Here is a 12,486-nt window from a genome sequence, read left to right as displayed (position 1 = left end):
TTAGTACGGATGCAGTAAGTATAAAAGGGGGAGCTTTAAGGCTGTATCTTCTCAAAAAGAAAGGGAGGAAGGGCTCTTTCGGGCGCTTTTTAGCTGAAGAATATAACTTTCTAATTTTTTACCTTTCTAACTTCCCAACTTAAAACCCTATTTTTGCAGCATAAACAGGTATAGCAGATGGCGAAGCAAAAGCAGAGCGATAATTTTAACATGATTGCCACAACGCTCAGTGGTCTGGAAGAGGTATTGGCAAAAGAACTGGAAGCGCTGGAGGTAGAGTTTATCAAAGTAGGCAACCGGGCTGTTTCTTTCTCGGGTAACCTGCGCCAGCTCTACGAAGCCAACCTGTGGTGCCGCACGGCCATCCGCATCCTGAGGCCGATCCGCAATTTTAAGGCTCGCAACGAGCGCGACCTGTACGAGCAGGTACAAAAAACCAACTGGGCCGAGATCATGGACCTGGATCAGACTTTTGCTATCGATGCCGTTGTAAGCCACTCTACATTCGAGCATTCGCTGTTTGTGGCCCAGCTCACCAAAGACGCCATCGTGGACCAGTTTCGCAAGGCCACCGGTGAGCGACCTTCCGTGGACCGCATCCGGCCAGATGTGCGGCTGAACCTGCACATGCACGAGAATATGGTCACCTTATCGTTGGACTCTTCAGGCGACTCTTTGCACCGTCGTGGTTACCGCCTGCAAACCAATGTGGCGCCTCTCAATGAGGTGTTGGCTGCTGGCATTATCGCCCTGTCAGGCTGGGACAAGAAATCGATTTTTATTGATCCCATGGCTGGCTCCGGCACTTTTCTGATCGAAGCCGCCATGATGGCACAAAACATTGCACCGGGCATCTTCCGCCGTGACCCTTTTGGTTTTGAGAGCTGGAAAGATCACAATGAAGAGCTGTTTGAAATGGTATGGAAAACGGCCGAGGCCAAAGAAAAGCGTGAGCCGCAGGCCCAGATCATTGGGTACGACATCGATCCGGACTATGTGCTGGCAGCCCGCAAAAACATAGAGAATGCCGGACTGAGCCATGTGATCAAAATCGAACTGGCTGACTTTTTCAAGACCGAAGCTTCTGCAGAAGAGGGGGTATTGATCATGAACCCGCCTTACAACGAACGGATCGTGTCTGATGACATACATCAATTGTATAAGCAGATCGGGGACACGCTCAAGAACAACTACCAGGGCTTCGACGCTTTTGTATTTACCGGAAACCTGGATGCTGCCAAAAGTATAGGTCTGCGTGCCTCCCGCCGTACGCCACTTTACAATGGCGCTATCGACTGCCGCTTGCTTAAGTATGAGTTGTACCGAGGCAGTAGAAGAGGAGAGGGGAAAGAGGAAATGCAGCAAGACTAAGCTTGCAGGTATAGATAAATTGCATTAAGGGATAAAACCAAATGAGCATGCTGCAGAGCGTGCTCTTTCGGTTGATACAGAAAAAAGCAGGTATAGGAAGAGCTTATTAAGAGGTATAGAAACAAGAAGAGCACCTGTTTAGGGTGCTCTTCTCGTTTTATTTATCAAATAATGCTCAGACAAAATGCCTTGCATCAACAATCTACATTCTTCTGATTTGTGCGCCTAGTGCGTTGAGGCGACCATCGATGTTCTGGTAGCCGCGGTCGATCTGCTCTACATTGTCGATGATGCTGGTGCCTTCCGCAGAAAGAGCTGCTATGAGCAAGGCCACACCGGCACGAATGTCAGGCGAGGTCATGCGGATGCCACGCAGCGGAATCTGCTTGTTCTGACCGATTACAGTAGCGCGGTGCGGGTCACAGAGAATAATCTGAGCACCCATGTCAATGAGCTTGTCCACAAAGAACAGGCGGCTCTCGAACATTTTCTGGTGCACCAGTACCGTACCCTTCGCTTGTGTAGCCACTACAAGAGCAACGCTCAGCAGGTCAGGCGTTAGGCCTGGCCAGGTATGGTCTGAGATGTTCAGGATGCTGCCATCGATGTAGGTATCTACTTCGTAGCGGTCCTGCTCAGGTATAAAGATGTCGTCGCCACGGAATTCCATTTTAATGCCCAGACGCTGGAAAGTATCCGGTATAAGACCCAACTCTGGAATCTGGCAGTCTTTGATGGTGATCTCAGAACCCGTCATGGCAGCAAGGCCAATGAAAGAACCGATCTCAATCATGTCAGGCAGCATGCGGTGCTCGGTGCCTCCAAGCTGCTCCACCCCCTCGATTACGAGCAGGTTGGAACCGATGCCGCTGATCTTGGCACCCATGCGGTTGAGCATACGGCACAGTTGCTGCACGTAAGGCTCACAGGCTGCATTATAGATCGTGGTGGTACCTTCTGCTAATACGGCGGCCATCAGAATGTTGGCTGTACCTGTTACGGAAGCCTCGTCGAGCAACATATAGGCACCCTTCAGGCCAGGTGACGTAACCATAAAGAAATCGTCTTCAGCGCTGTACTCGAAAGAAGCGCCCAGTTTCTCGAAGCCTGTAAAGTGCGTATCAAGTCTGCGGCGGCCGATCTTGTCCCCACCTGGCTTTGGCATTTTCGCTTTACCGAATCGGGCCAGCATCGGACCCACGATCATCACGGAACCTCTGATAGCGCGACCCAGCTCTACAAATCGCTCGGAGTCCAGGAAGTTGATGTCGATATCATCGGCCTGGAAGGTATAAGTGTCCGGGGCCAAACGCTCCGTCTTCACACCAAGCGATTGTAGCAGTTCAATCAGTTTATTGACATCGCGGATATCCGGGATATTAGAAATCGTTACTTTCTCGGGGGTAAGGAGTACGGCGCACAGGATCTGCAGTGCCTCGTTTTTGGCACCCTGCGGAATGATTTCTCCGCGCAGCTTTGCACCGCCTTTTACTTCAAATGAAGCCATTTAATACTATTTGTTTCGTTGATTGGAAGTTGTTCTGGTGTTTTTGCGGCCACGGTTATCGCCACCGCGGTTTTGCTGCTGCTGCGAACGGTTGCTGCCACTGTCCTGCGACTTGCTGCTCACGGATTCGAACAGGTTATTGCTCTCGATCATAGCCAGGTCCAGGTTCAGTTTTCCTTTTGAGATCTGCTGTATATCGTTCAGAATCACATCGTCTGTGATGCTGTCTTTGTTATAAGAGCGGTACAGCGTCTTCATCAGTTTACCGATCGAGATAGTCGCGGCTTCACGCTCCTGATCATCCTCGATCTCTGTGGCGCGCTGAATCAGTAGCTCCACGTTCTGGCCATAGTGCTTATACCTGGGCGTGCTCAGTGGGTACTCCATTGGCTGCGGCTTGTCGTTGAGGTACTCCATCGCACTGAGTGGGTATGGAGCATCCACGTCGAGTTTGGAGCCGGACATCACATAGAGGTGGTTCCATAGTTTTTGCTGAAAGTCCTGTGTGTCGCGCAACTGCGGATTTAGTTTGGCCATCAGGTTGACGAGCAGGTGCGACAGACGGGTGCGCTCTGAGCGGTCTTCTACCGACAGGATGTGGTTGACCAGGTCCTGAACGTTTCTGCCGTACTCGCGCAGCAACAGGTCTTGCTTAAAGGTGGTACTTGCTTCCATTATCTCAATTTATGAATCTCAAATGTAGGGGTAAATTATTTTTGAATGAGTGATTTAGTGAATGAGTGAGTTATAAAGTTTGATACATGGAAGAATCATCCATTGAAGAACTTTCATTCAATCACCATTCAAAAATAAAAAAATCACTCATTCACTAAATCACTCATTCGCTAAATTCTGAACTCACTCAATTATGAATTCTCAGCTTGGCAAAGCTCAGCAGCAGGGTTTTTTCGCCTACTTCGTCGAAGTTGATGATAGCCTTGGTGCTGTTGCCTTGTGTGTCTATTTTGGATACTACGCCAAAGCCGAATTTAGGGTGCTCTACTTTCATACCAGCCGCCAGATTCGAGGTATCGCTCGGTTTAAAATCGGCAGGGGCGGTATAGGCCGTGGCCGCCTGTTTGCGGGCCGGTGGCTGCACCAGACTGCTGATGCTACTCTTTCGCTGCAACACACGATCAAACACATTACCGCCTCCGCTGGCCGTGTTCTGCTCACCATACTTAAAGTTTAGGTACTTCGGATCGATCTCGTCGAGGAAGCGACTCTTCTCGCAGGAGCGCAGGTTGCCCCACTGGTAACGGCTGGTGGCGTAAGTAAGGTATAGCTTTTTCTCGGCGCGGGTGATGGCCACGTAAAATAGTCGTCTTTCCTCTTCCAGATCTGCGCGGGAGTTCAGCATCATCTGGCTCGGGAAGAGGTTCTCTTCCATACCTACGATGAACACGTTCTTAAACTCCAGGCCTTTGGCAGAGTGGATCGTCATCAAGGTCACAAACTCCCCGTCCATATCCGCCTTCGTATCGGCATCAGTGATCAGGGCGATGTCCTGCAGGAAAGCCGACAGACTCTTGTCTTCCTTCTCCGGATCGTCCACATACTCTTTTATACCGTTCAGCAATTCCTGTATGTTCTCGTAACGGGCGAGGCCCTCTACGGTTTTGTCCTGGTACAGGTCGTCGACTATACCTGAGTGCTTGGCAACATGCTTGGCTACCTCAAAGGCATCTGTGTTATCGGCAATGCGGGCAAAGTCTTTGATCATGATCGAGAAGTTCTCGATGGCAGTGCCCACCCGGTTGCCCAGGAACTGACCGGCGTTCTGGATCACTTCCCATACGCTGTGGTTCGTCTCATCGGCCGTCACAAAGATCTTCTGCTCGGTCGTCTCGCCAATCCCTCGTTTTGGGTAGTTGATCACGCGGCGTAGGGCCTGCTCGTCGTTCGGGTTTACCACTAAACGCAGGTAAGCGATCAGATCCTTGATTTCCTTGCGCTGGTAGAACGACAGACCGCCCACAATCTTATACCGGATGTTCATGCGGCGAAGGGCTTCCTCCATGGCTCTGGACTGCGCATTGGTGCGGTACAGGATGGCGAAATCGTCGTAGGAGAGGTGGTTGCTCATCTTGTCTTCGAAGATGGTCGTGGCCACCAGTTTTCCTTCCTCGTTATCAGAGTTGGCTTTGATCACCTCAATCAGCGGGCCCTGCTCGTTGTCCGTGTACACGTCCTTCTTGAGCTGGGCAGAGTTATTCTTGATTACCGAGTTGGCGGCGTTCACAATGTTCTTGGTGGAGCGGTAGTTCTGCTCCAGCTTGAACACCTCCAGTTCCGGGTAGTCGCGCTCAAAATTGAGGATGTTCTGGATATCGGCTCCACGGAAGGCGTAGATGGACTGCGCATCGTCACCCACCACTACGATGTTGCGATTCTGGGCGGCCAGCTTACGGGTGATCAGGTACTGCGAGTAGTTCGTATCCTGATACTCGTCCACCATCACAAACTTAAAGATGTTCTGGTACTTGTTAAGCGCATCAGGATGATCGCGGAACAGCACGTTGGTCTGGAACAGCAAATCGTCGAAGTCCATAGCACCCGCTTTGAAGCAGCGGTTCGCATACTGCTCGTAGATCTTACCGATCTTTGGGCGCATAGCAGCCTCATCGTCGGCCTGAATTACCGCATCGTTCAGGTACTGCTTCACCGAAATCAGCTTGTTTTTAGCTGATGAGATACGGCCCAGCACGATGTTCGGCTTATAAAGCTTGTCATCCAGGTTCATCTCCTTCACAATGTTGCGAATGAGTGTCTTGGAGTCGTCCGTATCGTATATGGTGAAGCTTTTTGGATAGCCAATTTTATCGGCCTCCGCTCTTAAGATGCGGGAGAACACCGAGTGAAAGGTACCCATCCAAATGTTCTTGGCCTCGTTGCCGATCACTTTCTCGATACGGTTGCGCATCTCCTTGGCCGCCTTGTTGGTAAAGGTCAGGGCCAGTATGTTGAACGGATCCACTCCCTGGCTGATCAGGTAGGCGATCCGGTAAGTAAGTACTCTTGTTTTGCCTGAGCCGGCACCCGCAATGATCATGGCAGGCCCCTCGGTGTGGAGCACGGCCTTGCGCTGCGACTCGTTCAGTAAACTAATATAATCCATTTGCTTTCTTCCGCGTGCTACTTTGATAATCCATGCAATTTACACATTCCTATCCGTTTTAGGAACGGCGATTGCACATTTAGAGAACCAGACAGCCCCTGCTTTTGGTTTCTTATAAAGTAATGCGTTTTTGGCCTCTCATTTGCGTGTCTTCGGGCAGGGCTTTTTAGAGAAACGCCGCATTATCTGTATCTTTGTAAAATTGAGAAGGTTGGAGCGGGTTTTATACCTGTGCTATACCTGAAAAATATATGATCCCAATACCACGCATGAAAAAGCTTCTTTTGCTACTTGCACTGCTCCCGGCCGGACATCTGGCTGTGGCGCAATCCGATACTACTCAGGTTATCAAGGTGATCCCTGACTCCCTGAGACAGGCAAAGGTGCCACGTTCCGCCAAACAGGTATGGCGCACTCCGGAAATGCAGGAGGCTATGGACCTTTACATCGGTCTGCAATTCAATGAAGCCTATTCCAAGTTTAGGCAGGCTGCTGCTCGTGATGAGGCAGCTGCTTATTATTTTATGGGCCGCATGCACCAGTACGGCGAGCTTCGGGAAGATGGAGCGCCAATCGACTCGATCATTTCATCCGACTCAGTTGCCTATGTGCGCAACCCTGAGAAGTTTTACAAAGCTGACCCGGACACGGCCCGTATCCTGTTCGAAAAGGCACTAGAGGGCAGTAGCCTCTATGGCAACCTTGGCCTGGCAGAACTGATGACCCTGCGTAACGACGAGGACAAGCAGCGCTTCACCCGCCTGATGCGCAGTGCCGCCCTCGACATCCGGGATATGGCCATAGCGGGCGATGCCTTCAGTAACCGCATCTTGGGCAGTATGTACTATACCGGCTACGGCGAAATGGAGGATAAAGGCTATGCCTTTACCTATATCAAACGAGCCGCTGAACTAAACGATGTGGCAGCCTATACCTCGTTGGCTAACCTATACCTGAGAGGGGAGGGCGTGAAAGAGGATGTAGCTCAAGCGAAGTACTGGCTTGAGAAAGGCGCCGCTGTCGGTGAAAAAGAAGCACTCTATACCTTGGGCTTGCTTTACGAAGAAGGTAACCTGGGCAAAGTTGAGCCAGAAAAAGCACGCAAACTTTACCACGAAGCCATCTCACAGGGTAGTTCCAATGCGTTTGAGCAGCTCAAGTACCTCAACCAGTCTTCTGATCAGAAGCTGGTACTGGCAGCCATTGAACGTAACCCGGACATCGTGAAGCGGTCGCTGGAGAATGGTGCCTATGTCAACACGGTATCTGTGCCGAATGGCTATGACTTTGACTTCAGGCTGCGCACACCGCTTATGCACGGCATATTTATTCCGTTGCTACTCGAAGACTATGGCGTGATCTACCAGCCTGATGTACGACTGCAGGTGGCAAGTCAGTTGCTGCAGGCCGGGGCTGACGTAAATGCAACCGACCAGGATGGCAAAACAGCCCTGCACTACGCCATGTCAGGAGCCCGTATCAATACCGAAGGCTTCGAGATTGAGCAGGCGCAGTTGCTGGATACACTATTCAAGTACAAAGCTGATCCGAATATAGTGGACAACAAAGGCAATACAGCCCTGTATTATGCGGTGCGCTTTGCCAACGGCACACATATGATGGAAATGAGCCGCCTGCTGCAAGGTGGTGCCAATCCGAACATCCAAAACCTAGACGGCCTGACGCCGCTTATGCTGGCTTGTCAGCTGGATGGCGGCAATGAGGTGATCGTGATGCTGATCAACGCCGGCGCTGATCCGAGCCTGCGCGACTACAATGGCAAAACAGCCATGGACTATGCAAAACGCGAGAGCGTTCAGAATATTCTGGTGGCGGCAGGAGCGAGCGCACCTAAGCGTTAGTCTAAACTTATTTAACTTTAATTTTGTCTCATCTTTGCCGGTGACACTGGTATAAGAAGCTTATTTTACTGCCTACAACACATGATCGTTCTCCAGAATACCGTCATCAGTGACGACATCCGCGATAATTTCTTTGTCTGCAATCTCGAAAAGTGCAAAGGGGCCTGCTGCATAGAAGGCGACCTGGGCGCTCCGCTCGATGCAGATGAGCTGACCATCCTGGAAGAGAATTACGAGCACATTAAGCCTTACATGACTGGAGCCGGTAAACTGGCCGTAGAAGAGCAGGGGCTTTACATCGAGGATTTTGAAGGAGACTTTTCTACCCCAACCATCGAAAACAGAGAGTGTGCTTATGCGCTCTACGATAACGAAGGTATACTCAAGTGCGCGATTGAACAGGCCTATTATGATGGAAAGATCAGCTGGAAAAAACCAATCTCCTGCCACCTGTACCCGATTCGCATCACCAAGTACGACGACTTTGAAGCACTGAATTACGACCGTTGGAGCATCTGTGCCGCTGCCTGCAATTTTGGAGCAGACCTGGGTGTGAAGGTATACCAGTTTCTGAAAGAGCCACTCATCCGCAAATACGGGGAGGCCTGGTACGGTGAACTGACAGAAATGATAGAAAAAGAACAGCAAACAGCTACTACCTAGGGTATAGCTATACCTGATAAAACAGCAAAGCCCGACCTAAATGGCCGGGCTTTGCTGTTTTATTTGAAGTTACTATTTGATCAGACCAGCAGTGGCCCAAAGTTGAATCAGGTTATTTGACAGCTTATCGCCTTTGCCCTGTGCCTGGCGGGCCCAGTGCGTTGCCTGTTCGTAATCACCCGTGGCCTCGTAGGCAACAGCCAGATTATGGGCTGCCCTTATACCTGTTTTGGTGGATAGGTCCTGTGCCAATGGCTGTAGCTTGGTAATGGCCTGCTGAAACTGCCCTGTCAGCAGCATCAGGTTGAGATCCTGGAAGGGGCTGCCGATGTAAATCTGTCTTGCCAGCAGCATCGGCTGCGGGTAGAAGCGGTCCCAGTAGCTATAGCCCGTTTCCACAGCCAGTTGGTTTACGACCGGACCAGCTTTGCCCATGGCTGGCCCAATGGCGAGCAGACCACTTACTACTGTCCTGGAATCGTAGAAATCGGATTGCTCAATAGTTGCCTGATCCAAAACTGTACCTGTGCTGTCGTACAACGACCAGGTGCTGGCTACCACCAAGTCAAAGTTCGCTGTCTTGGTCTTGTAGCCTTCTTCATCTTCATAGGAATCTATTTGCTTCCCGAACCGTGTGTCAAACTTATCAAGCGTCAGGATCAGATGAGGGCGGTGCTTGCTATACAGCTCCTGCACTTCGGCATCGCTCAACTTGGGCGAGGAGGAGGAAAGGGCAATAGCCTGGTCTGGATTGACCAGCACAAAGGTGGAGTCACTATAAACGGCGCCCATGACGCCACCAGCTGCCTGGTAGGCTCCTTCACGCAGCACTTCCATCACATTGCCATTTTTATTCGATGCCTGCACAGCAGGATCGTATCGATTAACGACCAGTACCTTCCATTGGTCAGGACTCACCCGCACCACGGGAGGGCGCACGGTTTCCATCATCACAACAGACACGCAGCTGCTTAGCTGCAGAGCCAGTACACTCCATAACAGGATGGCAAATAGCTTGCTTGATTTCATTGAGGTTTCTTTTCAGATACGTGGCTAATTTAACGCAAATATGGTAATCGGTCTATATTTTAAAACCACATATATCGGGCCAAACAAAAAAACCGGCCCATTGCTGAACCGGTTTTTCTGTAAATAATTTAAAACGATTATATCGCGCTGAAATCGAAATTATCCAAGTATGCTGTCGTGAAGTTTCCTTCCTTAAAGCCCGGATCATCCATCAGTTTCAGGTGGAATGGCACGGTTGTCTTTATTCCTTCAATCACGAACTCGCTCAGGGCACGCTTCATTTTCACAAGGGCCTCTTCACGTGTCTGCGCACTCACGATCAGCTTCGCGATCATGGAGTCGTAGTTCGACGGGATGGTATAGCCAGAGTAAACGTGGGAGTCTACGCGAACACCGTGACCGCCAGGTACGTGCAGATTGGTAATCCTGCCTGGAGAAGGACGGAAGTTGTTCTTTGGATCCTCGGCGTTGATGCGGCACTCGATGGCGTGCATCTTCGGATAGTAGTTTTTGCCCGTGATCTTCTCACCGGCCGCTACTTTAATCTGCTCTTTGATCAGGTCGTAGTCGATTACCTCTTCTGTGATCGGGTGCTCTACCTGGATACGGGTGTTCATCTCCATGAAGTAGAACTCGCGGTGCTTGTCTACCAGGAACTCAATGGTACCCACTCCTTCGTAGTTGATGGCCTTGGCTCCTTTGATGGCAGCCTTGCCCATACGGTCACGCAGGTCGTCGGTGATGAACGGAGAAGGTGTCTCTTCCACCAGTTTCTGGTGACGGCGCTGAATCGAGCAGTCACGCTCTGACAAGTGCGCTACCTGGCCGTGCTGGTCACCGATCAGCTGAATCTCGATATGACGAGGCTCTTCGATGAATTTTTCCAGGTAGATACCGTCGTTACCGAAAGCAGCCTTTGACTCGGTACGGGCATCGTTCCAGGCCTTGTCGAACTCTTCTTCGCTCTTGATGATACGCATACCACGACCACCACCACCGGCAGTTGCCTTGATGATAACCGGGTACTTGATCTTCTTGGCCAGTTTCTTGCCTTCCTCTGCAGACTTAAGCAAGCCATCAGAGCCAGGTATAGTTGGTACACCGGCCTTCTTCATGGTGTCCTTGGCAGAAGCCTTGTCACCCATGGCGTTGATCATTTCAGGCGATGCACCGATGAACTTGATGTTGTGCTCAGCGCAAATACGAGAGAACTCTGCGTTTTCTGACAGGAAGCCATAACCCGGGTGAATCGCATCTGCATTGGTGATCTCGGCAGCCGAGATCAGGTTTGGCATGTTCAGGTAGGACTGGGCACTAGGAGGTGGTCCGATGCACACAGCCTCGTCGGCAAAGCGCACGTGCAGACTTTCCTTATCAGCCGTGGAATACACAGCTACCGTTTTAATGCCCATCTCCTTACAGGTACGGATGATGCGCAGGGCAATCTCGCCCCTGTTAGCGATTAGTATCTTTTTAAACATATTGTCGGATTTGAAGATTTGGAAACGTGAGACTGTCGTGAAAATGATATAAAAATGGAGAGGGACACGCCTTCTCCATTTTCAAATCTTCACATTTTCAAATCAATGAATTAGCTAGGATCTACCAGGAACAGAGGCTGATCATACTCTACTGGGTTGGCGTTGTCTACCAACACTTTCACGATCTTGCCTGATACTTCTGACTCGATTTCGTTGAAGAGCTTCATCGCTTCGATGATACAGATCACCTGGCCCTTTTTCACCTCGTCACCTACATTGACAAATGATGGCTTGTCTGGACTGGAAGAGCGGTAGAAGGTACCGATCATAGGTGCTTTGATCGCAATGTACTTGCTGTCGTCGCTGGCCGGAGCAGCAGCAGGGGCGGCCGGAGCGGCTGGTGCCTGTGGTGCTGCGGGAGCAGGGGCAGCGGCTAGTGCAGGAGCAGCAGCGTGCTGTACCGGAGCAGAGGCAGCTTCCTTTACATACGTTACCTGCTGGTCTGGATCGCGCTTCACCGAGATCTTAAATTCTTCTGTCTCAATGTTTACTTTATTCAAGCCAGATTTGGCGATAAAGTCAATAAGGTCCTGGATTTCTTTAGCTTTCATGTTTTCTATTTTACTCTTTCTGCGTAAGAATAAGTTCGTGTGTCTACTTTGATTTTTTCGTCCTGGCCAATGAACAACGGTACCTGGATGGTGGCGCCTGTTTCAACGATGGCTGGTTTTGATGCGTTTGTAGCGGTATCACCTTTGAGACCGGGCTCTGTGTACGTAATCGTCAGCTCTACAAAAGGAGGGATCTCACAGGTAAGCGGCGTTTCCGTCTCGGCATGGAACAGGATCGTTACTTCCTGACCTTCTTTCATCAAATCAGCAAAGGGAACCATCTTTTCGTCAAGTGCTACCTGCTCAAATGTATTCATGTCCATGAAGTTATACCCCAGGTCATCCTTGAAGATAAATTGGTGAGGGCGCTGCTCCACACGGGCAGTTGTGATCTTGTGGCCGGCAGAGAAAGTATTGTCGACTACTTTGCCAGTTTTGATATTGCGAAGCTTTGTTCTAACGAAAGCCGGGCCTTTGCCTGGTTTAACGTGCTGAAATTCAATAACCACATAGAGGTCGTTATTGTATTCCATGCACAGACCATTTCTGATGTCAGCTGTGGTTGCCATAGTATGCTGTTGTTACGCTTGATATTGAATGAAACGATAAAAGTATAGCGCAAATCGCTGTCTTGCAAACAAAGTTAGCTATTATACTCAAATATTGATTAAAAAGCTTAGGGCAAGTTGTTTGTCAGGCAGGATGTGAACATCAGTACAACAAAGCCTGTCTTATAGGGAGGTAAGTCAGTTTTTTTCTATAATTTAGGCTTTATTTTAAAGAAATAAGCTGTGCCAGCATATGCGCTTTTCGCATTTCTGCGTATGGTTGTATGCCCACAGCA

At 50.1% G+C, this 12,486-nt stretch carries 10 protein-coding genes; 3 read left to right on the top strand and 7 right to left on the bottom strand.

Annotated elements, in window-relative coordinates:
- Window positions 1-177: 177 nt before the first annotated feature.
- Window positions 178-1,371, top strand: a complete 1,194-nt coding sequence (locus tag I0P70_RS18330; protein WP_196120604.1) for a class I SAM-dependent RNA methyltransferase — start codon at window positions 178-180, stop codon at window positions 1,369-1,371.
- A gap of 202 nt (window positions 1,372-1,573) precedes the next feature.
- Here I0P70_RS18330 and murA read toward each other — a convergent pair whose 3' ends face one another.
- From murA to I0P70_RS18315, 3 genes are all read right to left on the bottom strand, one after another.
- On the bottom strand, window positions 1,574-2,878 hold the full coding sequence (murA, locus tag I0P70_RS18325; RefSeq protein ID WP_196120603.1) for a UDP-N-acetylglucosamine 1-carboxyvinyltransferase: 1,305 nt from the start codon (window positions 2,876-2,878) through the stop codon (window positions 1,574-1,576).
- A 6-nt stretch (window positions 2,879-2,884) separates the two neighbouring features.
- Complete coding sequence (locus I0P70_RS18320) at window positions 2,885-3,553, bottom strand: DUF4290 domain-containing protein (RefSeq protein WP_196120602.1); 669 nt, start codon at window positions 3,551-3,553, stop codon at window positions 2,885-2,887.
- A gap of 187 nt (window positions 3,554-3,740) precedes the next feature.
- Window positions 3,741-5,996 (bottom strand): ATP-dependent helicase, encoded by a 2,256-nt coding sequence (locus I0P70_RS18315; RefSeq protein WP_196120601.1) that lies wholly within the window; start codon window positions 5,994-5,996, stop codon window positions 3,741-3,743.
- Window positions 5,997-6,265: 269 nt separating this feature from the next.
- On the opposite strand from I0P70_RS18315, the gene I0P70_RS18310 reads away from it, so the two are divergent.
- Window positions 6,266-7,858, top strand: coding sequence for an ankyrin repeat domain-containing protein (locus tag I0P70_RS18310; protein ID WP_196120687.1), 1,593 nt, complete (start codon window positions 6,266-6,268; stop codon window positions 7,856-7,858).
- A gap of 81 nt (window positions 7,859-7,939) precedes the next feature.
- Window positions 7,940-8,521 carry a DUF3109 family protein gene (locus I0P70_RS18305; protein ID WP_196120600.1) on the top strand — a complete coding sequence of 194 codons (582 nt, stop codon included), beginning with the start codon at window positions 7,940-7,942 and terminating at the stop codon, window positions 8,519-8,521.
- Between the two features lie 72 nt (window positions 8,522-8,593).
- Here I0P70_RS18305 and I0P70_RS18300 read toward each other — a convergent pair whose 3' ends face one another.
- The 4 genes from I0P70_RS18300 to efp form a co-directional block, all read right to left on the bottom strand.
- The gene (locus tag I0P70_RS18300) at window positions 8,594-9,550 is read right to left on the bottom strand and encodes a DUF6340 family protein (protein ID WP_196120599.1); all 957 of its coding nucleotides are present in this window, start codon (window positions 9,548-9,550) and stop codon (window positions 8,594-8,596) included.
- A gap of 137 nt (window positions 9,551-9,687) precedes the next feature.
- Window positions 9,688-11,031 carry an acetyl-CoA carboxylase biotin carboxylase subunit gene (accC, locus tag I0P70_RS18295; protein WP_196120598.1) on the bottom strand — a complete coding sequence of 448 codons (1,344 nt, stop codon included), beginning with the start codon at window positions 11,029-11,031 and terminating at the stop codon, window positions 9,688-9,690.
- Window positions 11,032-11,141: 110 nt separating this feature from the next.
- Window positions 11,142-11,642, bottom strand: coding sequence for an acetyl-CoA carboxylase biotin carboxyl carrier protein (accB, locus tag I0P70_RS18290; RefSeq protein ID WP_196120597.1), 501 nt, complete (start codon window positions 11,640-11,642; stop codon window positions 11,142-11,144).
- Window positions 11,643-11,647: 5 nt separating this feature from the next.
- On the bottom strand, window positions 11,648-12,211 hold the full coding sequence (gene efp, locus I0P70_RS18285; RefSeq protein WP_007660147.1) for an elongation factor P: 564 nt from the start codon (window positions 12,209-12,211) through the stop codon (window positions 11,648-11,650).
- Window positions 12,212-12,486 lie beyond the last annotated feature (275 nt).

Origin of the sequence: Pontibacter sp. FD36 (assembly GCF_015686655.1) — a bacterium.
In the GTDB taxonomy this organism is placed as follows: domain Bacteria; phylum Bacteroidota; class Bacteroidia; order Cytophagales; family Hymenobacteraceae; genus Pontibacter.
The sequence above is the reverse complement of the archived record's forward strand: the minus strand, read 5'-3'. Positions and strand labels throughout refer to the sequence as shown.

Excerpts from the sequence above, each read along its gene's own strand:
- I0P70_RS18330 (WP_196120604.1), top strand. The coding sequence starts at position 178 with ATGGCGAAGCAAAAGCAGAGCGATAATTTTAACATGATTGCCACAACG.
- murA (WP_196120603.1), bottom strand. The coding sequence starts at position 2,878 with ATGGCTTCATTTGAAGTAAAAGGCGGTGCAAAGCTGCGCGGAGAAATC.
- I0P70_RS18320 (WP_196120602.1), bottom strand. The coding sequence starts at position 3,553 with ATGGAAGCAAGTACCACCTTTAAGCAAGACCTGTTGCTGCGCGAGTAC.
- I0P70_RS18315 (WP_196120601.1), bottom strand. The coding sequence starts at position 5,996 with ATGGATTATATTAGTTTACTGAACGAGTCGCAGCGCAAGGCCGTGCTC.
- I0P70_RS18310 (WP_196120687.1), top strand. The coding sequence starts at position 6,266 with ATGAAAAAGCTTCTTTTGCTACTTGCACTGCTCCCGGCCGGACATCTG.
- I0P70_RS18305 (WP_196120600.1), top strand. The coding sequence starts at position 7,940 with ATGATCGTTCTCCAGAATACCGTCATCAGTGACGACATCCGCGATAAT.
- I0P70_RS18300 (WP_196120599.1), bottom strand. The coding sequence starts at position 9,550 with ATGAAATCAAGCAAGCTATTTGCCATCCTGTTATGGAGTGTACTGGCT.
- accC (WP_196120598.1), bottom strand. The coding sequence starts at position 11,031 with ATGTTTAAAAAGATACTAATCGCTAACAGGGGCGAGATTGCCCTGCGC.
- accB (WP_196120597.1), bottom strand. The coding sequence starts at position 11,642 with ATGAAAGCTAAAGAAATCCAGGACCTTATTGACTTTATCGCCAAATCT.
- efp (WP_007660147.1), bottom strand. The coding sequence starts at position 12,211 with ATGGCAACCACAGCTGACATCAGAAATGGTCTGTGCATGGAATACAAT.